The sequence below is a fragment of the Streptomyces sp. NBC_00388 genome, assembly GCF_036061255.1.
In the GTDB taxonomy this organism is placed as follows: domain Bacteria; phylum Actinomycetota; class Actinomycetes; order Streptomycetales; family Streptomycetaceae; genus Streptomyces.
Map to the genome: position 1 here is coordinate 4733217 of NZ_CP107948.1, position 23272 is coordinate 4756488.

At 71.3% G+C, this 23272-nt stretch carries 16 protein-coding genes and 1 pseudogene; 11 read left to right on the top strand and 6 right to left on the bottom strand.

Annotated elements, in window-relative coordinates; translation table 11 throughout:
• Positions 1-563 precede the first annotated feature (563 nt).
• Positions 564-2183: a DUF5691 domain-containing protein gene (locus tag OG917_RS21285; RefSeq protein WP_328319186.1), complete on the bottom strand. Its 1620-nt coding sequence runs from the start codon at positions 2181-2183 to the stop codon at positions 564-566.
• Between the two features lie 389 nt (positions 2184-2572).
• On the bottom strand, positions 2573-3952 hold the full coding sequence (locus OG917_RS21290) for an SWIM zinc finger family protein (protein WP_328319187.1): 1380 nt from the start codon (positions 3950-3952) through the stop codon (positions 2573-2575).
• A gap of 117 nt (positions 3953-4069) precedes the next feature.
• On the opposite strand from OG917_RS21290, the gene OG917_RS21295 reads away from it, so the two are divergent.
• The 5 genes from OG917_RS21295 to sucD all read left to right on the top strand — a co-directional run bounded on the left by OG917_RS21295 (position 4070) and on the right by sucD (position 11778).
• A complete protein-coding gene (locus OG917_RS21295; protein ID WP_328319188.1) occupies positions 4070-5173 on the top strand; it encodes an ATP-binding protein in 1104 nt (367 codons plus the stop codon).
• Positions 5170-7872, top strand: a complete 2703-nt coding sequence (locus OG917_RS21300) for a DUF5682 family protein (protein ID WP_443059000.1) — start codon at positions 5170-5172, stop codon at positions 7870-7872. The genes OG917_RS21295 and OG917_RS21300 overlap by 4 nt, the downstream gene beginning before the upstream one ends.
• Positions 7869-9056, top strand: a complete 1188-nt coding sequence (locus OG917_RS21305) for a VWA domain-containing protein (protein WP_328319189.1) — start codon at positions 7869-7871, stop codon at positions 9054-9056. The genes OG917_RS21300 and OG917_RS21305 overlap by 4 nt, the downstream gene beginning before the upstream one ends.
• Positions 9057-9687: 631 nt before the next feature.
• On the top strand, positions 9688-10869 hold the full coding sequence (sucC, locus tag OG917_RS21310) for an ADP-forming succinate--CoA ligase subunit beta (protein ID WP_328319190.1): 1182 nt from the start codon (positions 9688-9690) through the stop codon (positions 10867-10869).
• Between the two features lie 21 nt (positions 10870-10890).
• A complete protein-coding gene (sucD, locus tag OG917_RS21315; RefSeq protein ID WP_328319191.1) occupies positions 10891-11778 on the top strand; it encodes a succinate--CoA ligase subunit alpha in 888 nt (295 codons plus the stop codon).
• Between the two features lie 117 nt (positions 11779-11895).
• On the opposite strand, the gene OG917_RS21320 is transcribed toward sucD, so the two are convergent.
• Entirely contained in the window at positions 11896-12738 is an 843-nt protein-coding gene (locus OG917_RS21320) for a hypothetical protein (RefSeq protein ID WP_328322315.1), read from the bottom strand.
• 474 nt (positions 12739-13212) lie between these two features.
• Positions 13213-13371, bottom strand: a pseudogene (locus tag OG917_RS21325) (helix-turn-helix domain-containing protein); the annotation flags it as partial.
• A 117-nt stretch (positions 13372-13488) separates the two neighbouring features.
• Here OG917_RS21325 and OG917_RS21330 point away from each other — a divergent pair.
• On the top strand, positions 13489-15495 hold the full coding sequence (locus tag OG917_RS21330; RefSeq protein ID WP_328319192.1) for a cell division protein PerM: 2007 nt from the start codon (positions 13489-13491) through the stop codon (positions 15493-15495).
• A 10-nt stretch (positions 15496-15505) separates the two neighbouring features.
• Here the strand turns inward: OG917_RS21330 and OG917_RS21335 are convergent, their stop codons facing one another.
• The gene (locus OG917_RS21335) at positions 15506-16468 is read right to left on the bottom strand and encodes a hypothetical protein (RefSeq protein ID WP_328319193.1); all 963 of its coding nucleotides are present in this window, start codon (positions 16466-16468) and stop codon (positions 15506-15508) included.
• A gap of 157 nt (positions 16469-16625) precedes the next feature.
• Between OG917_RS21335 and purN the strand changes: the two genes are divergently transcribed.
• Entirely contained in the window at positions 16626-17324 is a 699-nt protein-coding gene (gene purN / locus OG917_RS21340; RefSeq protein ID WP_328319194.1) for a phosphoribosylglycinamide formyltransferase, read from the top strand.
• A complete protein-coding gene (gene purH / locus OG917_RS21345) occupies positions 17236-18864 on the top strand; it encodes a bifunctional phosphoribosylaminoimidazolecarboxamide formyltransferase/IMP cyclohydrolase (RefSeq protein ID WP_328319195.1) in 1629 nt (542 codons plus the stop codon). Before purN ends, purH begins: the two co-directional genes overlap by 89 nt.
• Positions 18865-19073: 209 nt before the next feature.
• On the opposite strand, the gene OG917_RS21350 is transcribed toward purH, so the two are convergent.
• Positions 19074-19697: an RDD family protein gene (locus OG917_RS21350; protein ID WP_328319196.1), complete on the bottom strand. Its 624-nt coding sequence runs from the start codon at positions 19695-19697 to the stop codon at positions 19074-19076.
• Positions 19698-19907: 210 nt separating this feature from the next.
• Here OG917_RS21350 and OG917_RS21355 point away from each other — a divergent pair, with 210 nt between their 5' ends.
• The 3 genes from OG917_RS21355 (at position 19908) to OG917_RS21365 (ending at position 23246) form a co-directional block, all read left to right on the top strand.
• Complete coding sequence (locus tag OG917_RS21355) at positions 19908-20762, top strand: bifunctional methylenetetrahydrofolate dehydrogenase/methenyltetrahydrofolate cyclohydrolase (protein WP_328319197.1); 855 nt, start codon at positions 19908-19910, stop codon at positions 20760-20762.
• Positions 20752-21678, top strand: coding sequence for a DUF3017 domain-containing protein (locus OG917_RS21360; RefSeq protein ID WP_328319198.1), 927 nt, complete (start codon positions 20752-20754; stop codon positions 21676-21678). Before OG917_RS21355 ends, OG917_RS21360 begins: the two co-directional genes overlap by 11 nt.
• A gap of 578 nt (positions 21679-22256) precedes the next feature.
• Positions 22257-23246, top strand: a complete 990-nt coding sequence (locus tag OG917_RS21365; protein ID WP_328319199.1) for a malate dehydrogenase — start codon at positions 22257-22259, stop codon at positions 23244-23246.
• The last annotated feature ends 26 nt before the right edge of the window (positions 23247-23272 follow it).

Below are 23272 nucleotides of genomic sequence, written 5' to 3' on the forward strand. Positions count from 1 at the left end.
CGGCTCACTCCGTGCGCCCGGAGGCGTTCGTCCGGTTTACCCGTCGGTCCGGTGTACTCGTCCGTCCGGTGTATCCCGTCCGGTGTATCCCAGCCGGTGTATCGGTCGATCCGGTGTATCCGTCGGCCCGAAGCCCCCTGGACGGGCGGCGGCTCAGTCGGAGGCCCGATTCCGTGCTGTGCCGTGCCTGCCCTGTCGTGCCCCGTCGTTCCCTGCCCTGCCCTGCTGTGCCTTGTCGTGCCGTGCATCGGTGGTCGGCCCGGTACGGCACCGCCGGCGGATCTCCGCGCGGTGGGAGGGTGAGAGCCGGGAGACCGGGAGACCAGGAGGACGCGTGCGGTTGCGCGCTGCGGCGTTGCGTGCTCAGGCCCGCGAGCCCGCATGAGGTTGCCGGGTGCGGGCGTACCTGCCGATGCGGGCCGCGGGTCGGCACCCGGGATGCCTGCTGAGCGACCGCGGACCTCCCGGCGTCCCATGCATGGTTCCCTCCTTCCAGGTGCGCGGGTCCAGGTGCGCGGGTCCAGGTGCGCGGGTGCGCAGAGTGGTTGACCGGCACCGCGGCGTCAGCGCTCCGTAGCCGTCACCGAACCTGCCTCCTCTTCTGACTCTGGCTCTTCCAGTTCCGCTGCCATCGTGGCCCGCAGCCTCAACGTCGACACCAACCGCTGGAACGCCTCCGACCAGTAGCCCCCCGCCCCTGGCGACGCCCCCTCCGCTTCGTCCGGTATCGCGGTCAGAACGTCGAGGCGTGGAGCTTCCGCTGGGTCCAGGCACCGTTCCGCCAGCCCCATGACCCCGCTGAAGCTCCATGGATAACTGCCCGCATCCCGCGCGATCTCCAGCGCGTCCACCACGGACCTGCCCAGAGTTCCGGCCCAGGGGACGTCACAGACGGACAGCAACTGAAATGCCTCGGACAAGCCGTGCCGAGCGGTGAACCCGGCTACCCAGTCCGCTCTTTCGCTGCCCGGCAGTGCGGCCAGCAGCCTGGCTCGCTCGGCGAGGGATGTCGTGCCGCGACCCGAGAGCAGAGCCCGAGACCATGCGGTGTCCCGCTGCCTTACCGCGGCCCGGCACCAGGCGGCGTGCAGTTCCTCGCCCCAGCCGTCCGCCACGGGCAGAGTGACGATCCGGTCGGGCGTGAGGCCCCGGAGCCTGGTGGTCCAGATGCCGAGCGGAGCCGCCTCCACCAGCTGACCCAACCACCAGGACCGCTCGCCCCGCCCGGCGGGTGGGACCGCGGAGACTCCGTCGCGCTGCATCGCCGCATCGCACTCGTGGGGTGCCTCGACCGAGATCCGTGCCTCGTCCTCGGACAGGTCCAGGCTGATGCACGATATGGCGCGGTCGGCCATCCGGCCGGCCAGCGCGGATCCTGGCAGTGCCGAGAGCAACTCCGCCGCAGTGGAGCGGACATTACGGCTCCGGTCGGCCAGGGCCCCTTCCAGGAAGGGCTCGTCCCCGTCCACGAGCCTGGTACGCAAGGAGTCGAGAAACATCAGCCGGTCCTCGGCGCGCTCCGTGGACCAAGTAGTGGTGAGCAGCTCGATCCCGACTGCCGGTGCATGGTCACGCACGGCGGTGAGGAGAGCCACCCGCTCGGCGAACAGACCTTCCTCCCAGAGCCTTTGGACTGCCTCGGTATCTTCGGGGGCCGGCAGAACCACTCCTCCTGACGTACTGCGCAACGCGAACTTCCAGTCCGGATTGAGCCGGGCGAGCCACAGTCCACGCGCTCCGGCGAAAGCGAGCGCCTGCGGCCGCAGATCCGTGCGGGCCCGCGCCGCGTCGAGCAGTGCGTCCAACTGGGATGCCGGAGCGCGGTAGCCGTGCCGAAGCGCGCCCGCGAGCCACTGGGGCAGCAGCTCGGTGAGATCGGGTGCAGCGCCGCGCCGCCCGCCGGAGCCGGGTGGACCGGAACGGTCGGCCAGCAGTTGAGCCAGTCTTCGTCCGGCCGGCCCGGGTGGCTCGGGCCGGGGATCGTCAGGAGCAGGAGAGGGCGGCGCGACTGCGGGAGCGGGACGCAGTCCTGCCCTGCGCCGCACGGTCTGCAGCGCCGCGGCGTCGAGGAGAGAAACGTCCCCCGGAGGTGCCGGTCTGCGGTCGGTTCCGAGCAGGGCCGAGGTGACGAGTTCATCCCAGGTGCCCATGCTGCCCCAGGTGCTGGTATCGGTACTGGTCATCGGTTCCCTCCGCGAGCTTCAGCATCAGTGCGAACGTCGGTGTGGGCGTGGGCGTGGGCGTGGGTGTGAATGTGAATGTGGCCGGCAGCCGGCGGATTGCCCGGACCCGACCCGAAGTGGCCTGCCGCAGAAGGGCGGCAGTGCGCCGGACAGCCGGGCCGGTGACACCGGAACAGCGCGCTCAGGCCCGTCCTGGTCATGCCGGATCACGCTGGTGGGATCTAGCCGGACCGGACCGGACCGGACCGGACCGGACCGGACCGAGGGGACCGAGCGGACCGAGCGGACCGGACCGGACCGGACCGAGCGAACCGAGCGAACCGAGCGGACCGGGCCGTGCCTCACCTTGCCGGGACGAGCCGGATGATGGGCGGGCCCGGGCGGCCGGGTCACGTCAGCGGCACGGCTTCGGCTGATCCCGGAGTCCAGGCTGTGAGGGGTGTGAATCCTCGATGGCCGCACTCGCCGAATACGGTGAGCGGGCCGCCACCCGAGAGCGCCACTAGCCTCCACAGCCCGGACCTGGCCGACGCCTTCGGGGTGACCGGCAGGGCAGCCCTTCCCCCGGCATCGGTCAGTTGCCAGCCGCTGCCTCCGCCGGTATCGGGTACCGGTATGACCGACGACAGAGTTGCCGGCCGGCATGTCAGCCAGGGGTCCTCGCGCAGGGCCAGCCCGTACGCGCGGAGAGCGGCTCCGGTCGATATCCCCCCGGGTGGGCCGGCCGTCCGGTCCGCAGGGCCGAACAGCTCGCCCAGTGCGGCCCTCAGCTGACCGGCACCGGGATACGGGACCAGTTCCGCATCCAGCGTCCTGCCCACGGGAAGAGCCAGAGCCGGCGCCCGGCCCGCCGCACCGAAGTCCACCAGTTGGGCGGTGCGCCCCGACCGGTCTCCGTACAGCCAGATGCGGCGGGTGGTGAGTTTCCCTTCGGTGGAGTCCTGCTGGGAGAGCACCAGCCACTGATCCCGGACGGGCGGCCCCTCGGCCGTCACGGGCAGTCCGACTCGGGTGCGTACGGTCGTCGCCAGCGCTTCCGGCAGCTGGTCACGCCCGAGCCAGGCACGATCCAGCAGATGCAGCATCGCGCACTCCTCCAGCAGCCGCCCCGGCCAGCCCCGCCCGGATCCCGGAACGGCCCCCAACTCCCTGACACGGGACGCCAGTCCTGGAGCCTGGGCGTCGACCATGCGGGCTGCTGCCTCGTCCCACAGGGCGTACCCGGACTGCTCGGCCCCCGCCAGGCCGCTCCGCAGGAGATCGTCGAGACGCTGCTCCAGCTCCGTGGCGCCCGCGGTGACCCGCTCGGCCCGGCGCTGCGCCCGCCGCCTGGCCGCCTCCGGATCCGCCTGCTTCCCAGGCCCGGGACTCGACGCACCCGCGGAACGGGCCCCGGTCCGGGCCGCTCTGCGCCCATCGAGCCACTCGCGGGCCCACGCCGGAGGGGTCTCCGCGTCCTCCACCAAGCCGTCCGCGGCGGCCCAGAGCAGCAACAGACCCAGCGCGTGCTTGCACGGGAACTTCCGGCTCGGACAACTGCACTTGTACGCCACGCCCGCTGTGTCGACGATCGTCCTGTACGGCTTGGCACCGCTCCCTCGGCACAGCCCCCACACCGCGCCCGATCCACCTGCCCACCCTGCTTCCGACCACGACCCTGACGAACCGCCCAGCCTGCTCCCGGCCTTGCGTGACGCGGCGTCAGGAGCCAGTGCCAGCACTTGGTCCGCAGACCAGCGCACCCCGTGTCGAACCCCCTGCTGATTCATGTCTCCGAAGGTAGGTGCTGCCACTGACAATCCGCCCTGAGCTGCGAGGACGTCCGATTGTCAGTGCCATGGTGCACGGTGGGAACCACATCCGGTCGACGATCTGGAGGGGGATCCATGACCACGTCCGAAAACTCCGGTGCAGAGGTTCTGCGGCCGCACGCCGAGGATGCATTCGCACACGAACTGCACGCACTCGCCGCCGCGGACGACCGTCCGCGTCCTGAGCGCTGGAAGCTCTCCCCGTGGGCCGTGGCTACCTATCTCCAAGGCGGCACGCTGTCCGACGGCACGGTGATCACGCCCAAATACGTGGGCCCGCGGCGCATCGTCGAAGTGGCCGTCACCACGCTCGCGACCGACCGCGCGCTGTTGCTCCTCGGCGTGCCCGGCACGGCCAAGACCTGGGTGTCCGAGCACCTCGCGGCGGCAGTGAGCGGTGACTCCACCCTGCTTGTCCAGGGCACGGCGGGGACACCTGAGGAGGCCATCAGATACGGCTGGAACTACGCGCAGTTGCTGGCGCACGGGCCGAGCCGCGATGCGCTGGTTCCCAGCCCCGTCATGCGGGCGATGGCGGACGGGATGACTGCGCGCGTCGAGGAGCTCACCCGGATCCCCGCCGATGTGCAGGACACTCTGATCACGATCCTGTCCGAGAAGACGCTGCCCATCCCGGAGTTGGGCCAGGAGACTCAGGCGGTCCGTGGGTTCAATCTGATCGCCACTGCCAACGACCGTGACCGCGGGGTCAATGAGCTGTCCAGCGCGTTGCGGCGGCGTTTCAACACCGTCGTCCTTCCGCTCCCTTCCACCGCCGATGCGGAGGTCGAGATCGTCTCCCGGCGTGTGGATCAGCTCGGTCTCTCGCTCGATCTTCCCACCGCACCCGAGGGAATGGACGAGATCCGCCGGGTGGTGACCGTCTTCCGTGAGCTGCGCGGCGGAGTCACCACAGACGGGCGGACCAAGGTGAAGTCCCCTTCGGGCACGCTCTCCACGGCCGAGGCGATCTCCGTCGTCACCCATGGGCTGGCTCTCGCGGCGCACTTCGGCGACGGGGTGCTCCGGTCGGCCGATGTCGCTGCCGGCCTGCTGAGTGCGGTCGTCCGTGATCCGGCGGCCGACCGGGCGGTCTGGCAGGAGTATCTGGAGACGGTGGTACGGGAGCGGGAGGGCTGGAAGGACTTCTACCGCGCCTGCCGGGAGGTTTCGGTATGACCGGCCTCGCTCTTGATTCCGTAGCCGGAACCCCTTCGGTGCAGCAGCCCGCCGCCTCCCCGCAGGACCTCCCTTCGGCGCGGGCCCGGTCGGCCGTGTCGCCGGCGCGGTCCGCGCCGGCTGAGCCTCTGCTGCTCGGCGTGCGGCACCACGGACCTGGCTCGGCCCGAGCGGTGCTGGCCGCGCTGGACGAGGCAGAGCCCGCCGTTGTGCTGATCGAGGGTCCGCCCGAGGGTGACGCTCTGCTGCCGCTCGCCCAGGACGCGGAGATGAGGCCGCCGGTCGCGCTGCTCGCCCACGTGGTGGGCGATCCGGGGCGTGCTGCGTTCTGGCCGTTGGCGGAGTTCTCTCCGGAGTGGGTGGCGATCCGCTGGGCACAGCGTCGCGGAGTTCCGGTCCGGTTCATCGATCTTCCCGCGGCGCACTCACTTGCGATGAGGGACGAGGAATCGCATGCAGCCGGGCAGGAGCAGGAGCAGGAGCAGGGGAAGGAGCAGGGGAAGGAGCAGGGGGAGGGGAAGACGGCGGACGCCGAGTCCGAAGGTGGCGGCGACTCGGACAGCAGGGGAACCGGTCGAAGCGGTGCGGCTGCTGCGGTTCGGGTCGACCCCATCGGTGTCCTGGCCGAAACCGCCGGGTACGACGACGCCGAGCGGTGGTGGGAGGACGTTGTCGAACACCGCGGAGCCTGCGGATCCGGCCAGGGGCGGGACCCCCTCGGACGGGACCCTCTCGCCCCGTTCGCCGCGCTCGCCGAGGCCATGGGAGCCCTGCGCGAGACATACGGGGATGCCGGTTTCCCCCGGGACCGGGTCCGAGAGGCCTGCATGCGCATGCACCTTCGCACGGCACGGAAGGAGACGGCCGGCCAGGTGGCGGTCGTCTGCGGCGCCTGGCATGTTCCCGCGCTCTCCGAGAGGACCACCGTCGCGGCCGATCGCGCCCTGCTCAAGGGGTTGCCCAAGGTGAAGGCCGAGATGACCTGGGTGCCCTGGACCTACCGGAGGCTTGCCCGGCACAGCGGTTACGGGGCCGGTATCGAGTCGCCCGGTTGGTACGGGCACCTGTTCAGCGCGGACGACCGCCCCGTCGAGCGGTGGATGACCAAGGTCGCGCGGCTGCTGAGGGACGAGGACCGGATGGTCTCCTCCGCCCATGTCATCGAAGCGGTGCGGCTCGCGTCGACCCTCGCCGCCCTGCGCGGACGCCCACTGCCCGGACTGACGGAGACGACCGATGCCGTGCGGGCGGTGATGTGCGAAGGCTCCGAAGTGCCGCTCATGCTCGTCCAGGACCGGCTCGTCATCGGCGATGTGCTCGGCGGGGTCCCGGACGCCGCGCCCGCTGTGCCGCTCCAACGCGATCTGACCCGTGCCCAGCGCACGCTTCGGCTCAAACCGGAGGCCGTGGAGCGGGACCTGGACCTCGACCTGCGCAAGGAGAACGATTCCGCCCGGTCGAGTCTGCTGCACCGATTGCGTCTGCTCGGAATCGCCTGGGGCGAACCGGGCCCGGGCCGTGCGAGTACAGGCACGTTCCGGGAGGGATGGCGGCTGCGCTGGGAGCCGGACTTGTCCCTGAGGGTCGCCGAGGCAGGGATGTGGGGGACGACCGTACTCACCGCCGCCACCGCCAGAGCCGAGTCCCAGGCCGCCTCCGCGACCGCGCTCGCCGATGTCACCGCCCTCGCTGAGCAGTGCCTGCTGGCTGAACTGCCGGATGCGCTCCCGGTAGTGATGCGCGTCCTCGCCGACCGCGCCGCCCTCGACACGGACGTCGGCCACCTCGCCGGAGCCCTTCCGGCGCTGGCCCGCTCGCTGCGTTACGGAGACGTGCGGTCCACCGGCACGGCAGCGCTGGGAGCGGTGGCAGTGGGCCTGGCCGAGCGGGTCTGCATCGGCCTGCCGCCGGCCTGTTCGGGGCTGGACGCCGACGGCGCTCACGAGATGCGGAGCCATGTCGATGGGGTCCACACCGCGGTCGGGCTGCTGCCGGACGCAGCGGGGCTCCGTGAGCGATGGAGCGACGTGCTGCGCAAGCTGTCCGGACGGGACTCCGTAGCCGGCCAGATACGCGGGCGGGCCGCCCGGCTGCTGCTCGACGACGGCCGGCTCGCCGAGGACGAGGCCGCACGGCTCATGGGCCTCGCCCTGTCTCCCGGAGCGCTGCCTGCCGACGCGGCTGCCTGGATCGAGGGGTTCGTCGGCGGCGCCCCCGCGGCGGGGACGCTCCTGGTGCACGACGAGCGGTTGCTCGGGCTGGTCGATGCCTGGCTGACGGGTGTGCCGGCGGAGGCGTTCACCGGCGTACTGCCGTTGCTGCGCCGCACGTTCTCGGCATACGAGCCGGGGGCGCGCCGCACGCTCGGCGAGCTCGTCAGGCGCGGACCCGGCACCGGAGGGGGCGCCAGGACCGGTATGGCAGGTGGGGCGGATGGCACAGGCGCCCCCGGCGGGCTCCCCGGCCGGGGAGGGGAGTCCCCGCCCGGGTTCGGGGCCGGTCTCGACGCGGAGCGTGCTGACGGTGTTCTGCCGGTGTTGCGGCTGCTGCTCGGGACAGCGGGGCCGGGTGACGGCCGAGTGGATACGGAGGACGGGAACAGCGGGGGACGTGGTGGGCACGGCCATGCGCGCCGTGACGCCGGGGGCGAGGCCCCCAGGGGCCCGGGCGTCAACGATCTGATGGGGGTGGGTGGATGAACGCGGTGGATGAACGGCTGCGACGCTGGCGGCTCGTCCTCGGGAGCGACGCGGCAGAGAGCAGCGGCGTCGCGCTGGAAGGCAGGGACGCCGCGATCGACGGCGTACTCGGTGCGCTGTACGGAAGCGCAAGGAAGAGTGGAGGGCGCGGCGGTGAGCGCTCGGCCGGGCTGGGTGCGTCCGCGCCGTCCGTGGCTCGCTGGCTGGGCGACATCCGTACGTACTTCCCCACCTCCGTCGTCCAGGTGATGCAGCGCGATGCCATCGACCGGATCGGTCTGTCGGCGCTGTTGCTGGAGCCGGAGTTGCTGGAAGCGGTCGAGGCGGACGTGCACCTGGTCGGGGCGCTGCTCTCGCTCAACAAGGCGATGCCAGAGACGACCAGGGAGACGGCCCGCGCGGTGGTCCGCAAGGTGGTCGACGAGCTGGAGAAGCAGCTCGCCACGAGGACGCGGGCGACCGTCACCGGAGCGCTGGACCGGGCGGCGAGGATCAACAGGCCGCGTCACCGGGACATCGACTGGGACCGGACCATCCGGGCCAACCTGAAGAACTACCTGCCGGAGTACGGCACGGTCGTACCGGAGCGGCTCGTCGGATACGGTCACGCCGCCCAGTCGGTGAAGAAGGACGTCATACTCTGCATCGACCAGTCGGGGTCGATGGCCGCATCGGTGGTCTACGCGTCCGTGTTCGGCGCGGTGCTCGCGTCGATGCGTTCTCTCTCCACCCGGCTCGTCGTCTTCGACACGGCAGTTGTCGATCTCACGGACCAGCTCGACGATCCGGTCGATGTCCTGTTCGGCACACAACTCGGCGGTGGTACCGACATCAACCGGGCGCTGGCGTACTGCCAGTCACAGATCAGCCGCCCCGCCGACACGGTCGTCGTGCTGATCAGCGACCTCTACGAGGGCGGGATACGGGACGAGATGCTGAAGCGCGTCGCCGCGATGAAGGCGTCGGGCACCCAGTTCGTCACGCTGCTCGCGCTGTCCGACGAGGGGGCGCCCGCGTACGACCACGACCACGCAGCCGCCCTGGCCGCGCTGGGGACGCCCGCCTTCGCCTGTACGCCGGATCTCTTCCCGGACGTCATATCTGCGGCGATAGAGAAGAGGCCGTTGCCGATGGGGGGCGCGGCGGACACGGCCGAAGCAACGGACATGGCGACGCATCGATGACAGGGGGCTGCGCGACTCCCTGACGCTCGTGCGGCGATGTTCGTGCAGGCGCCGAGGCCGCCGCCGTCGGTGGAGAGCGCCATCCCGTCCGCACGGGCAGGGTGGCGACCCCAGCGAGACCGCCGGCCGCGCCGGTGCTCCGGAAGCGCCGCGTCCAGCCGCGTCCCGCCGCGTCCAGCCGCGTCCAGCCGGGTCCCGCCGGGTACGTCCGGCCGTTGGTGGACACGGTGCTTCCGGAGCCCCGCCGGCGGCTGTGGCATCGGTCACCCCGGCGATGTGGCGGACGCGCTTCCCACCCGTGCTGCGTCGCTCTCCTGAGCGCTCTTCCGAGCGTTCCCTGAACGCTCTCTGAGCGCGTCGGCGCAGTGCGCGGGGCGGTTCCCCCGGGCTGGGGGCCGCCCCTGCCGGGCGGGTGAGCTGTGACCGTAATCACCGCGTAGGTGCGATCTGCGATTTAGGGTCCCGGCACCCACGGGGATAACCTGCGAGACGGACATGCCGCGTACTCGGACACCGTCTACGCCTCCCTAGTGACAGCGCAGTCACGTTGCCCTTCGCGGCACGCCCACGCAGACAAGTAACCGCGATCACTACTGCGACGACGATTTAAAGCAAAGGGAGACGGACGCGCGTGGACCTGTTCGAGTACCAGGCGAGGGACCTCTTCGCCAAGCACGGTGTACCGGTGCTGGCCGGTGAAGTCATCGACACGCCTGAGGCGGCGCGCAAGGCCACTGAGAGCATGGGCGGCAAGTCCGTCGTCAAGGCTCAGGTGAAGGTCGGCGGCCGCGGGAAGGCCGGCGGCGTGAAGCTGGCCGCGACCCCGGACGAGGCCGTCGCTCGCGCGACGGACATCCTCGGCATGGACATCAAGGGCCACACGGTCCACAAGGTGATGATCGCCGAGCTGTCCCCGGAGATCGAGGCGGAGTACTACGTCTCGTACCTCCTCGACCGCACCAACCGCACCTTCCTGGCCATGGCCTCGGTGCAGGGCGGCATGGAGATCGAGGAGGTCGCGGAGAAGACCCCCGAGGCTCTCGCGAAGGTCCCGGTCAACGCCGTCGATGGCGTGGACATCGTCAAGGCCCGCGAGATCGTGGCCCAGGCGAAGTTCCCGGCCGACGTGGCCGAGGGTGTCGCCGAGGCCATGGTGACCCTGTGGGACACCTTCGTTGCCGAGGACGCCCTCCTCGTCGAGGTCAACCCGCTGGTGAAGACCAAGGACGGCCGGATCCTGGCCCTGGACGGAAAGGTCTCGCTCGACGAGAACGCCGACTTCCGTCAGCCCGGCCACGAGGCTCTTGAGGACAAGGCCGCAGCCAACCCGCTCGAGGCTGCTGCCAAGGCCAAGAACCTCAACTACGTCAAGCTGGAGGGCGAGGTCGGCATCATCGGCAACGGCGCCGGCCTGGTCATGTCGACCCTGGACGTCGTCGCGTACGCCGGTGAGAACCACAGCAACGTGAAGCCCGCCAACTTCCTCGACATCGGTGGCGGCGCCTCCGCCGAGGTCATGGCGAACGGCCTGGAGATCATCCTCGGCGACCCGGACGTCAAGTCCGTGTTCGTCAACGTCTTCGGTGGCATCACCGCCTGCGACGAGGTCGCCAACGGCATCATCCAGGCCCTGGAGCTGCTCAAGTCGAAGGGCGAGGAAGTCACCAAGCCCCTCGTTGTCCGTCTCGACGGCAACAACGCGGAGCTGGGTCGCAAGATCCTCTCCGACGCCAACCACCCGCTCGTACAGCGCGTGGACACCATGGACGGCGCGGCCGACAAGGCCGCCGAGCTCGCCGCAGCTGCGAAGTAAGGAAGAGGGACTCCAAACACCATGGCTATCTTCCTCACCAAGGACAGCAAGGTCATCGTCCAGGGCATGACCGGTGCCACGGGCATGAAGCACACCAGGCTCATGCTGGCCGACGGCACCGACATCGTCGGCGGCGTGAACCCGCGCAAGGCCGGCACGTCCGTCGACTTCGACGGCAAGGACGTCCCGGTCTTCGGCTCCGTCAAGGAGGCCATGGAGAAGACGGGCGCGAACGTGTCCGTCCTCTTCGTGCCGCCGGCCTTCTCCAAGGCCGCCGTCGTCGAGGCGATCGACGCCGAGATCCCCCTCGCCGTCGTCATCACCGAGGGCATCGCGGTGCACGACTCCGCCGCCTTCTGGGCGTACGCCGGCTCGAAGGGCAACAAGACCCGGATCATCGGTCCGAACTGCCCCGGCCTGATCACCCCCGGTCAGTCCAACGCCGGCATCATCCCGGGCGACATCACGAAGCCGGGCCGCATCGGCCTGGTCTCGAAGTCCGGCACGCTGACGTACCAGATGATGTACGAGCTCCGTGACCTCGGCTTCTCGTCGGCCGTCGGCATCGGTGGCGACCCGGTCATCGGTACGACGCACATCGACGCCCTCGCGGCGTTCGAGGCGGACCCGGAGACCGACCTCATCGTGATGATCGGTGAGATCGGCGGCGACGCCGAGGAGCGTGCGGCCGACTACATCGCGAAGAACGTGACGAAGCCGGTCGTCGGCTATGTCGCGGGCTTCACGGCGCCCGAGGGCAAGACCATGGGCCACGCCGGCGCCATCGTCTCCGGCTCCTCCGGCACCGCCCAGGCGAAGAAGGAAGCGCTTGAGGCCGCGGGCGTCAAGGTCGGCAAGACGCCGACCGAGACGGCCAAGCTGGCCCGGGCGATCCTCGCCGGCGCGTAGCGGATCCGGTATTCCGGGTAGTCCCAGCACTGCGGAGCGGGCCCGTTCCTCCTGGTTCCAGGAGGGGCGGGCCCGCTTCTGTGTTTTCGGGCGGGTGTTCCGGAACTGGCCCGGCCGTCAGCGCAGTTGCGGCACCAGGCGTTCCGGGCCGTTCGCCGGGACTGCCTGAAGTCTCCGGTGCAGCTTTCTGTCCTCGGCGGTCAGCTGCTGCGGGCCGCCGCGTGGCGGTACGCCGCCCACGCGGTGCGGGGGGCCGGTCGGCCGCGCGTAGTGGGTGGGCGCGGTGACCAGGGTGAACGCCGTGAGGGCTGTGAGCAGGACGACGCTGCCGATGGTGAGCCGTGTCCAGAACCGGGTCCGGCGCTCACTCCCCGACCGCACGGTGCGGGGCTCCGGGAGGATGGCTTCCGGGCCCGTCAGGGTGAGGGGCTCCAGCTGTGCCCGGAGGTGCTCGGGTTCTTCCAGGTCGGGCAGCGCGCGGGCAACGGCGGCGCGGGCGTACAGCAGCCGGTTCGCGGCAGCGGGTGTGCTCGCCTCCGTCTCGGCCGCGGTGTCGGGGAGGTCCAGACCGAGGCCGTCGTAGAGCAGCAGGGTGCGCCGGTAGGCAGGCGGCAGGCTGAGTACGGCGTCCCGCAGCGGTGCCTGTGCGGGATCTGTGTTCCTGCGGTCGGAGCGCCTGGGTCTGCGGCTCAGCCGGGGCCAGGGCGACAGCGCGTACTCGTACGCCGCGGCCCGTACCCAGCCCGCCGGGTCGCGGTCCGTCGCGACCTCCGGCCACTGCTGCCAGGCCAGGTGGAACGCGCGCTCGACCGACTCCCGGGCGAGGCGGTGCCGGCCGGTGAGGAGGTACGTCTGGTGCACGAGGCCGGACGCGACCTGCGCGTAGAGCCTGTCGAAGGCCTCGGTGGCAGTGGGCCCGGGCAGTTCCGCAGTGGCCTGTGCGGCCTCCGGGACGTCCACGGCTTCCGGGGTCCGCGGGACCTGCGCGTGCTGGGCCGCTCCCGGGCCCCTCGGTGCTCCCGGACCTTTTGCCGCTCCCGGAACGGCGGGTGCCCCTGGAGCTTTCGGCACCCCCGGAATGTCCGGCACCCCCGGAACGTCCGGTGCTCCCAGAGCATCCGGTGCCTGAGCAACGTCCGGTGTCCCCGGAGCGTCCGCTGCCTGAGTAACGTCCGGTGCCTCAGGAGCGTCCGGTCTCCCCGGGACTTCTGGGACGACCAGGACCTCAGGGTTCAGTGACAGTCCCCGGATCTCAGTGGTCAGCGCGTCCTGTGAGTTGTTCGGTTCCTGCGGGGTCCGTGTGGCTTCGGGATCGTGGTCTGCTGCCCCCCGGCCGCCGGACGCAGGCGTCTTCGCGCACCGGTCGTCCGCCTCCGTTTTCGCCGCCGCCCCTGCTTCCGCCTCCGCGGTCGTCGTGGCTGACAGCAGCTTCGCGTACGCCTCGCGGTTGGGGCCCTTCGGGTTCGAACGTCCGGACTCCCAGGACCGGACGGTCGCCCGTGTGACACCGATCGAGGCGGCGATCTTGCCGGCGCTCAGCGACTTCGCCTCGCGCAGTCGGCGCCGTTCCTCCGGCGCTGGCAGTTCCGTCATGAGGTGCCCCCAGCGCTGCTCACGGCGGGGAGACGGTCCGAAAGGTGCATAAACGTATATTGGGTGACACGACCGGTCTTTGGCTGTTACGCGGTGAAAGCGCGTGTCGTTGGCAGCATGGCCCGCGTGACCCTGATGACCGACCGCAGCCCGTCGCTCGCCCCCGTGCGGAGCCGATCCGCAGTGCTGGCCGACTGTGTGCTGCGAGGCGGGCTCGCGGCGGCGCTCGGACTCGGCTCGCTCACCGTGCTGGTGATGCTGCTGTGGATCAGCTCCCCCTACCCCGACAGCGGGCCTGGCGGCGCGCTGCATGTCACCGCAGCGCTGTGGCTGCTGGCCCATGGGGCGGAGCTGACCAGACACGAGACCGCATCCGGCGTTGCTGCCCCGCTGGGCGTGGTGCCGATGCTGCTGGTCGTGCTGCCGGTCTGGCTGGTCCAGCGGGCCGCGCGGGCTGCGTTCGACCCTGCGAACGGGCGCCCAGGTCCTTCACCGCTCGGCGCCCTGTGCGCGGTGACCAGCGGCTACCTGCTGGTGGCCGCCGTTGCGGCGCTGTACGCGGCGGGCGGGCCGATGTCCGTCGCACCGGTGAGCGCGCTGTGGCACCTGCCGCTCACCGCCGGTGCTGCGGCAGGGGTCGGTGTGTGGCGGGCGCGCGACTTCCCGCGCGAGCCGTTCAGCGGCTGGGGGCGCATGGTGGCTTCCAGCAGAGCGGCGCTCCCCGCCGGCGTATGGCGTGCCGTGAGATCCCCCCGGGTGCCGACCGCGCTCCGGGCCGGTGCCGCCGGCGCCGCTGTGCTGGCCGGTGGAGGCGCGCTGCTGGTCGGCGGTTCGCTGGTGTGGCACGGAGGCGCCGCGCAGGAGTCGTTTCTGCGGCTGACCGGCTCCATGTCGGGGCGGTTCACAGTCCTGTTGCTGGCGGCCGCGCTGGTACCGAACGCGGCAGTGTGGGGCGCTTCGTACGCCCTCGGCCCCGGCTTCACCCTGGGCGCCGGTGCCGCGGTGACGCCGCTGCTGGTGACCGGCAATGCGGCGCTTCCGTACTTCCCGCTGCTGGCGGCCCTGCCGGGACCGGGAAGCGGTTCGCCGCTGAACTGGGCAGTGGCGGGTGTGCCGCTGACCGCTGGATTGCTGCTCGGCTGTTTCGCGACACGGGTACGGGAGAACGAGCGGCCCGAGACCCTCGGCGGAACCGCGCTCACGGCACTGTCGGCAGCGGTCGTCTGCGCGGCGGTGATGGCCGCAGCCGCTGCGCTGTCCGGCGGACCGCTCGGTACCGGAAGGCTGACGTCGTTCGGCCCGGTGTGGTGGCAGACGAGTGTGGCCGGGCTGGCCTGGACCGTGACCACGGGGCTGCCGGTGGCGCTGATCCGCCGCTGGTGGGTGCTGCGGAGCCACCGGGCTGCCGAGGCCGGGCCGGCCGTCGTGGCTGCGGTACCGGTGGAGGTCCCGGTTGTCGTGAAACCCCTTGCCGTGGAGGTGGCAGTCCTGGCGGATGCCCCGGCCGCAGGCGGGCCGGAGGTGCACAGCGGGGCACACGGAGGGGCGGACGAGCGGTCGGACGGCTGGGGGGCGGGGTCGGACCACGGTGGAGCCGGGGCGGGGCGGTGGGCTGCCCTGCGGTCGTTCCCCGGGAGGCTGCTGGCGAAATTCCCCCTCACGGACGCACAGGACAGGGGGGCGGACATCGCGGACACCGGGTCAGCCGAGTGGTCGGAGTGGCCGGATTCCATCGTTTCGCCCCCGCTTCCCCCGCCGCCTCCGTCCCGGGACAAGGCGGGGGCGGAGGCGGGGGCCGGCGCCGCCGGAGGTGCCCAGGAGGCCGGCCAAGCCGAAGCGGGTACCGATGTCTCCCGCAGCCCCGCCGCGGTCGTCCCGGGTGAGGACGGGCAGATCCCGGCGCCTGCCACCCCAGCGGAACCTGTTGTGGCCGATTCGGACTCCGCGTCCGCCATGGCGCCCGAAGCAGCTGCCGGCCGCGAGGCGGACACGGACGCGGGGCCTGCCCCGGACAGGGGCACGAACAGGGGCCCGGACGGGGGCACGGACAGCACGGACCGCAGGAGCACGGACAAACCGGAGACCGGTGAATGGCCGCCGATGCCCTACGCCGACGAGGACTGAGACGGTCGCCCTACTCCTTCGTGCCGAGAACCGGCACGAGTGAGTGCGGCAACTTCTTGTTGCAGGCGATCTGGCCCTGCTTCGTCAGCGCGTCGTTCACGCACGTGTAGTAGTCCCGGTACGCGAGCTGCGCCGAGAACGTCAGGACCACGATCACCAGCGCGAGCCCGGCGGTCACCAGACCACTCACCGCGGCGGTGATCTGCTGCTTGGACGCACCGGCCGGCGCACCGGCGTACGACCCGGCGTAGGGGCCGGGAGCGGGCGGCGCCGTCGGCGCCGGCGGCACACCCGGGCCCGGCGGGGGACCGTCGGTCGGGGCGACCGGGGGCTGCGTCTCCGTCCGAGGTCCGTCGGCGTCCCTGCTGCCGGGCTGCGTCTGAGACTGCGTTGGTGACTGTGACTGTGACTGTGACTGTGACTGCGGCTTGGCGCGCAGGGCGCTGACGCCCCAGTACACCGCGAGGGCGCCGAGGAGGAGACCGATCTCCGGCAGGTTGAAGAGAGCGAAGAAGAACGCCCACATTCCGGCGAGCAGCGCATAGCGCGCCCTGCGCTGAGCGGGGTCCTTCGGATCCCAGCGCAGGCTCGGGCCGGAGCCGCCCTGGCCGCCGTTCCGGCCGTTCCCCGGATCGTTCGGGCCGCCCGCAGGCCGCTGGGGGCCGCCGCCGAACCTGCCGTCGTGGCGGCCCGGCTGGACCGGGCTCCACTGGCTGCCCCGGCCGTGGGACGAGGGCGATCCGGACGAGTCGTCGCCGCTCCCGCCGCTCTCCCCGTCACCGTCGTCGTCACTGCCCGCCGGGCGCTGCGGCTGCCGGGGCCGCCACGGCTGCTCAGGCCGGTCCGCGGGCGGCGCCGCGAACGGGTTGTCGTCGTCCGGCTCCGTCGAAGAGGGCCGGCGTTCCCGCAGCAGCAGTGAACCCTGCCCGGAGAGCGGGGTGCGGAGAGTCGCGCGGTGGCGTCGGTCCTGCATCTGGTGAACGTCTTCCCCTCGATCGGTTCCTGCCCGGGAGACAGGTCCTGTCCCCAGACGCTACCTCTCGGCCGTGCCCCCGTCCCGTGGGGGCCTTTCGGTGTGCCGGTATCGTTGCCGACGGTCGGCGCGTTCGTAGAGTTCCCCGTATCGGGGGATGCGCTCTATTCGTACGACCGCACAAGTCGTATCCAGAAAGGGCCCCGCCGTGGCCTCCCCGTCCTCTCCTGCCCGCCTGGTCGTGCTGGTCTCCGGTTCCGGGACCAATCTGCAGGCCCTGCTCGACGCAATCGCCGGTGATCGCGCCTATGGCGCCGAAATCGTCGCGGTCGGCGCTGACCGCGACGGCATCGCCGGGCTGGACCGCGCCCGCAGTGCGGGGCTGCCGACCTTCGTCTGCAAGGTGAAGGATCACGCGGACCGTGACGCGTGGGATGCGGCGCTGGCCGAGGCCACCGCCGCGTACGCACCCGACCTGGTCGTGTCGGCCGGTTTCATGAAGATCGTGGGGAAGCGGTTCCTCGCGGCCTTCGGCGGCCGGTTCGTCAATACGCACCCGGCGCTGCTGCCCGCCTTCCCCGGCGCCCACGGAGTGCGCGACGCGCTCGCCTACGGGGCCAGGGTCACCGGCTGCACCGTCCACTTCGTCGACGACGGCGTCGACACCGGACCGATCATCGCGCAGGGCGTGGTCGAGATCCGGGAGCAGGACGACGAAAGCGCTCTTCACGAGCGCATCAAGGAAGTCGAGCGGAAGCTGCTCGTCGATGTCGTGGGGCGCCTGTCCCGTAACGGCTACCGCATTGAGGGACGAAAGGTTCAGGTCGGTGCACACCGAGAACACGGACACCGTTAAGCCCATCCGGCGCGCGCTCATCAGCGTCTACGACAAGTCGGGTCTGGAGGAGCTGGCCCGCGGGCTGCACGAGGCGGGCGTCACGCTCGTCTCCACCGGATCCACCGCGGCGAAGATCGCCGCCGCCGGTATGCCGGTCACCAAGGTCGAGGAGCTCACCGGTTTCCCGGAGTGCCTCGACGGGCGGGTCAAGACGCTGCACCCCCGGGTGCACGCCGGGATCCTCGCCGATCTGCGCCTGGAGGACCACCGCAGGCAGCTCGCCGAGCTGGAGGTGGAGCCCTTCGACCTGGTCGTGGTGAACCTCTACCCCTTCACCGAGACCGTCGCGTCCGGGGCGACGCCCGACGAGTGCGTCGAGCAGATCGACATCGGCGGCCCCTCGATGGTCAGGGCCGCGGCCAAGAACCACCCGTCGGTCGCCGTCGTCACCAGCCCCGCGCGGTACGCGGACGTCCTCACCGCCGTCAGCGGCGGTGGCTTCGACCTGACGGCGCGCAAGCGGCTCGCTGCCGAGGCGTTCCGGCACACCGCTGCGTACGACGTGGCGGTCGCCGGCTGGTTCGCCGAAGGTTACGCGGCGGCGGACGACAGCGGCTTCCCCGAGTTCCTGGGCGCGACGTACGAGCGTGGGAACGTCCTGCGCTACGGCGAGAACCCGCACCAGGGTGCCGCGCTGTACGTCTCGGGTACGGGCGGTCTCGCCCAGGCCGAGCAGCTGCACGGCAAGGAGATGTCCTACAACAACTACACGGACACCGACGCCGCGCGCCGGGCCGCGTACGACCACGCCGAGCCGTGTGTGGCGATCATCAAGCACGCCAACCCGTGCGGCATCGCGATCGCCGGCGACCTGGCGGAGGCGCACCGCAAGGCGCACGCCTGCGACCCGGTCTCCGCGTACGGCGGTGTGATCGCGGTCAACCGCCCGGTCACCGTGGAACTCGCCGAGCAGATCGCCCCCATCTTCACCGAGGTCGTCGTCGCCCCTGCGTACGAGGACGGTGCGGTCGACGTGCTGGCCCGGAAGAAGAACATCCGGGTGCTGCGCTGTCCCGACGCCCCGGCGGCAGCGGTCGAGGTCAAGCAGATCGACGGCGGCGCGCTGCTCCAGGCCGCCGACCGGCTCCAGGCCGAAGGGGACGACCCGGCGCACTGGACGCTGGCGTCCGGCGACGCGCTCGGCGCGGCGGAGCTGGCCGAGCTGTCGTTCGCCTGGAAGGCCTGCCGTGCGGTGAAGTCCAACGCGATCCTGCTCGCCAAGGACGGCGCGTCCGTCGGCGTGGGGATGGGCCAGGTCAACCGGGTCGACTCCGCGAAGCTCGCCGTCGAGCGCGCGGGGGAGGAGCGGGCGCGGGGGGCGTACGCCGCGTCGGACGCCTTCTTCCCGTTCCCCGACGGCTTCGAGATCCTGGCGAACGCCGGGGTCAGGGCCGTGGTGCAGCCGGGCGGTTCGGTCCGCGACGAACTCGTCGTGGAGGCTGCCGAGAAGGCGGGCGTGACGATGTACTTCACGGGTACGCGGCACTTCTTCCACTGAGCCCCCGGGCGATGTGGGGCTCCGCGGGACCCCACCGGTCCGTGCCTCGTCCGGTCCGGCCCGAGCCATCGGTACGGACCGGGGGCACGGCCGGAACCGGGTGCGGGCGGCGGCATGCGATGCCGCCGGCGGCACCGGATACGGGCGAGGGCCGCAACTCCGCGCGATACGTGCGGGGTTGCGGCCCTCGGGGCCCAGCGGGGAGCGGGTCAGCCGACCTTGACGACCACGGTCGAGCAGATCTTGTCCGCGAACGTCTGCTTCTTGGAGTCCCAGGCGGGCCACAGCCAGCCCAGGTAGCAGGCGATGCTGTCCACGAAGTGGGCGAGGTAGCGGACGAACGCCATGCCGAAGCCCAGGGTCTGGCCGTCGGCCTCGCGCAGCAGGCTGATACCGAGGGCCTTCTTGCCGATGAACTGGCCCGTCGTGCCCTCCTTGTAGAGCTTGAAGAGCCCGAGCCCGATACCGATCAGGATGCCGATCACGGCGATGGCGGAGCCTGCTCCGCCCCCTATTCCACTGCCGATGCCGACGATGATGGCGTACGGGATGCCGATCACCAGGCTGTCGAGCAGGAGGGCGGCGAACCGGCTCCACCAGCCCGCGAACTGCGGGGGCTGGCCGCCGTAACCGGGCTGCTGCGGGTAGCCGCCACCGTAGGGCTGCTGGACCGGCGGGGCCTGCGGGTAGCCGTAGCCGGGCTGCTGCGGCACGCCTTGCGGAGCCTGCTGCGGGTAGCCGTACCCCGGCTGCGGAGGCTGCTGGGGCTGGCCCTGCGGCTGGCCCTGCGGCGGTCCATAGGGGTTGTTGGGGTTCGGTTCGCCGAAGCTCATGGCTGGTTTCCTCCGTTGATTCATGCGGGGACGGCGCGGTTCGAGCGGAGGATTGGTGAGAGAAACGTCTGAGCGGTCTGCCCCCCGACACTGCCGCGGTACTGCGCACCACATGCTTCTCAATGGCGCGTAAGTTGTCCAGTCGCAGTGCGTAGGTGTTGTGCAAGTGCAACTTGGGCGATCATGCCGCCCCCTGAAAGAATGGCTCGTATGACAGCCCAGATTCTCGATGGCAAGGCCACCGCGGCCGCGATCAAGTCCGATCTGACCGTCCGCGTGGCGGCCCTCAAGGAGAAGGGAGTGGCCCCCGGTCTCGGCACGCTGCTCGTCGGCGACGACCCCGGCAGCCGGTGGTACGTCAACGGCAAGCACCGCGACTGCGCCGAGGTCGGCATCGGGTCCATCCAGCGCGAACTCCCCGACACCGCAACGCAGGAGGACATCGAGGCGGTCGTCCGGGAGCTCAACGAGAACCCCGAGTGCACCGGGTACATCGTTCAGTTGCCGCTCCCCAAGGGCATCGACACCAACCGCGTCCTGGGGCTGATGGATCCGGCCAAGGACGCCGACGGACTGCACCCCACGAGCCTCGGCAAGCTGGTGCTGAACGAGGAGGGCCCGCTGCCCTGCACCCCGTACGGCATCATCCAGCTGCTCCGACACCACGGTGTCGAGATCAACGGCGCGCATGTCGTGGTGGTCGGTCGCGGTATCACCGTCGGCCGTTCGATCCCGCTGCTGCTGACCCGCAGGTCCGAGAACGCGACCGTCACCCAGTGCCACACCGGCACCCGTGACCTCTCCGGGCTGCTCAGGCAGGCGGACATCATCGTCTCCGCCGCAGGTGTCCGCCACATCATCAAGCCCGAGGACGTCAGGCCGGGGGCCGCGGTACTCGACGTCGGCGTCAGCCGGGACGAGAACGGCAAGATCGCCGGGGACGTGCACCCCGGTGTCGCGGAAGTGGCGGGCTGGATCTCCCCGAACCCGGGCGGTGTGGGGCCGATGACTCGTGCGCAGCTGCTGGTGAACGTCGTGGAGGCGGCGGAGCGCAGTGTCGGCTGACGCGGCCGCACGGACGGGGCCCGAGGACTTCGGCCGACCGGGCGCGCGGCACAGGAGCGCGAAGCCGGGCAGGGGCGCCGGCGCGGGCGCCGGGGAGACCGAACCGGAGGGCACCGGCACTCAGAGCTCCGGTGCTGAGAGCACCGGTGCTGAGGGCACCGGTAAGGAGAGCAGCGCAGCCGGGGACGCCGAAGTCCAGGGCGCCGGAGCCGCAGGTGCTGCTGCTGAGGGCGCCGGGAGCGACGGTGCCGGGAGCGACGGTGCCGGACGCACGGGTGCTACGGCAGCGGGCGCCGGGGCCGGGGAGGCCGGGGCAGCAGCCGCTGACGCCGGGCACGGTGACGCCGAATCGGAGGGTGCCGGGTCTGCTGACGCAGGGCCCGCCGACCCCGAGTCGCCGGGCCCCGCATCCCCGGGCTCCGATCCGGCCGACCCCGATCCGGCGGGGTCCGGTGCCACCGGGGCCGAGCCCGCTCCCCCCGAGGGGGAGGACCCGGTCAGTGCGCCGGGCCCGGACGGGGAACCGGTCAGGACCACCCGGCGCTTCCCCTCCATCACGCGCGACACCGCCCGCCCCGAGGGCGGCGGCCGGGCGGCGTCCGGTGACGCGCCCGCGCCGGCCAGGCAATGGCCTCTGCTCGCCGTGCTCGTGACGATCGGCGTGGGGCTGCTGCTCGTTGCCTTCGACGTGACCCGGGTAGGACTGCTGCTGGTCGGCATCGCGCTGCTGGGCGGCGCCGTGATGCGCTGGTGGGTGCGTTCCGTGGGGATGCTCGCCGTGCGCTCGCGCTTCACCGACATGGTGACGTACGGAGTGCTGGGCTTCCTGATCACGCTGCTCGCCCTGATGGTGCAGCCCGATCCGTGGCTGAAACTGCCGTTCCTGGAGGGGCTGATGCGTTTCACCGTCCGGTGACGCGTTGCCGACGCCTGACGCCTGACGCCTGACGCCTGACGCCGGGCGCTCTGCTGCCGCTGGGAGGCCGGGGCCGGACTCGCCGCGTGCGGAGCGGCGTTGGGGCGGGGCCGGCCCCGGGACGGTGGCCCAGGTGCGCCCGCCGGAGGCCACCAAAAAATAAAAATGAATCGGGGGGAGTGACCCCCGATTCCCGGGGCAAGCGGATGCTATCCCCCCACGGGTGCTTGCACCCGGCGGTGGCCGTCTGCGCTCCCCCCCCCTGGCGCGGACGGCCGCCGCCGCTGCAGGCGACAGCTCCGCGCGTATGTCCGCCGGGCTGCTCAGCCCCTTCCGGTCAGCCGGCACCGGTCAGCCCGTACCGCCGGGGTCCACAAGGTCAACGCACGCCCCTGCGCCGGGCGTACGGGCCCGGTGTGCGGCGTGCCACACGGGGGCGGGAGCCGGGCGTGCGCGGGGTCCGATAGCCTGACGTCGGAAGTCTCTTCACATCAAGATTCAGTTCACGGTGTGAGCCTCCGAGATTTCCCGCACCAGGGGCAGGGACCCCCACCGCCAGCTGTCTTACGGAGAACGCCATGACCCGCACTCCTGTGAATGTCACCGTCACCGGCGCGGCCGGCCAGATCGGCTACGCGCTGCTCTTCCGCATCGCCTCCGGCCACCTGCTCGGCTCGGACGTGCCGGTCAAGCTGCGTCTCCTGGAGATCCCGCAGGGCCTGAAGGCCGCCGAGGGCACCGCGATGGAGCTCGACGACTGCGCCTTCCCGCTGCTTCAGGGCATCGAGATCACCGACGACCCGAACGTCGCCTTCGACGGAGCCAATGTCGCGCTCCTGGTCGGCGCCCGCCCGCGTACCAAGGGCATGGAGCGCGGTGACCTGCTCGCGGCCAACGGTGGCATCTTCGGCCCGCAGGGCAAGGCCATCAACGACAACGCCGCGGACGACATCAAGGTCCTCGTCGTCGGCAACCCGGCCAACACCAACGCGCTCATCGCGCAGGCCTCGGCCCCGGACGTACCGGCCGACCGCTTCACCGCGATGACCCGCCTCGACCACAACCGTGCGATCTCGCAGCTCTCGCAGAAGACCGGTGTTCCGGTCTCGGAGATCCGCCGTCTCACGATCTGGGGCAACCACTCCGCCACGCAGTACCCGGACATCTTCCACGCCGAGGTGGCCGGCAAGAACGCCGCCGAAGCCATCAACGACGAGAAGTGGCTGGCCGACACCTTCATCCCGACCGTCGCCAAGCGCGGTGCGGCGATCATCGAGGCGCGTGGCGCGTCCTCGGCCGCCTCGGCCGCGAACGCCGCCATCGACCACGTCCACACCTGGGTCAACGGCACGGCGGACGGCGACTGGACCTCGATGGGTATCCCGTCGGACGGCTCCTACGGTGTCCCCGAGGGCCTCATCTCGTCCTTCCCGGTCACCACGAAGGGCGGCCGCTACGAGATCGTCCAGGGTCTGGAGATCAACGACTTCTCGCGTGCGCGCATCGACGCGTCGGTCAAGGAGCTCTCCGAGGAGCGCGACGCGGTCCGTGAGCTCGGCCTGATCTGAGCCTGAGCCGGGTGGGGGCGCGCCAG

Excerpts from the sequence above, each read along its gene's own strand:
- OG917_RS21295 (WP_328319188.1), top strand. The coding sequence starts at position 4,070 with ATGACCACGTCCGAAAACTCCGGTGCAGAGGTTCTGCGGCCGCACGCC.
- OG917_RS21285 (WP_328319186.1), bottom strand. The coding sequence starts at position 2,183 with ATGACCAGTACCGATACCAGCACCTGGGGCAGCATGGGCACCTGGGAT.
- OG917_RS21290 (WP_328319187.1), bottom strand. The coding sequence starts at position 3,952 with ATGAATCAGCAGGGGGTTCGACACGGGGTGCGCTGGTCTGCGGACCAA.
- OG917_RS21365 (WP_328319199.1), top strand. The coding sequence starts at position 22,257 with ATGACCCGCACTCCTGTGAATGTCACCGTCACCGGCGCGGCCGGCCAG.
- OG917_RS21330 (WP_328319192.1), top strand. The coding sequence starts at position 13,489 with ATGGCCCGCGTGACCCTGATGACCGACCGCAGCCCGTCGCTCGCCCCC.
- OG917_RS21300 (WP_443059000.1), top strand. The coding sequence starts at position 5,170 with ATGACCGGCCTCGCTCTTGATTCCGTAGCCGGAACCCCTTCGGTGCAG.
- OG917_RS21350 (WP_328319196.1), bottom strand. The coding sequence starts at position 19,697 with ATGAGCTTCGGCGAACCGAACCCCAACAACCCCTATGGACCGCCGCAG.
- purN (WP_328319194.1), top strand. The coding sequence starts at position 16,626 with ATGCGCTCTATTCGTACGACCGCACAAGTCGTATCCAGAAAGGGCCCC.
- sucD (WP_328319191.1), top strand. The coding sequence starts at position 10,891 with ATGGCTATCTTCCTCACCAAGGACAGCAAGGTCATCGTCCAGGGCATG.
- OG917_RS21305 (WP_328319189.1), top strand. The coding sequence starts at position 7,869 with ATGAACGCGGTGGATGAACGGCTGCGACGCTGGCGGCTCGTCCTCGGG.
- purH (WP_328319195.1), top strand. The coding sequence starts at position 17,236 with ATGTCGTGGGGCGCCTGTCCCGTAACGGCTACCGCATTGAGGGACGAA.
- OG917_RS21335 (WP_328319193.1), bottom strand. The coding sequence starts at position 16,468 with ATGCAGGACCGACGCCACCGCGCGACTCTCCGCACCCCGCTCTCCGGG.
- OG917_RS21355 (WP_328319197.1), top strand. The coding sequence starts at position 19,908 with ATGACAGCCCAGATTCTCGATGGCAAGGCCACCGCGGCCGCGATCAAG.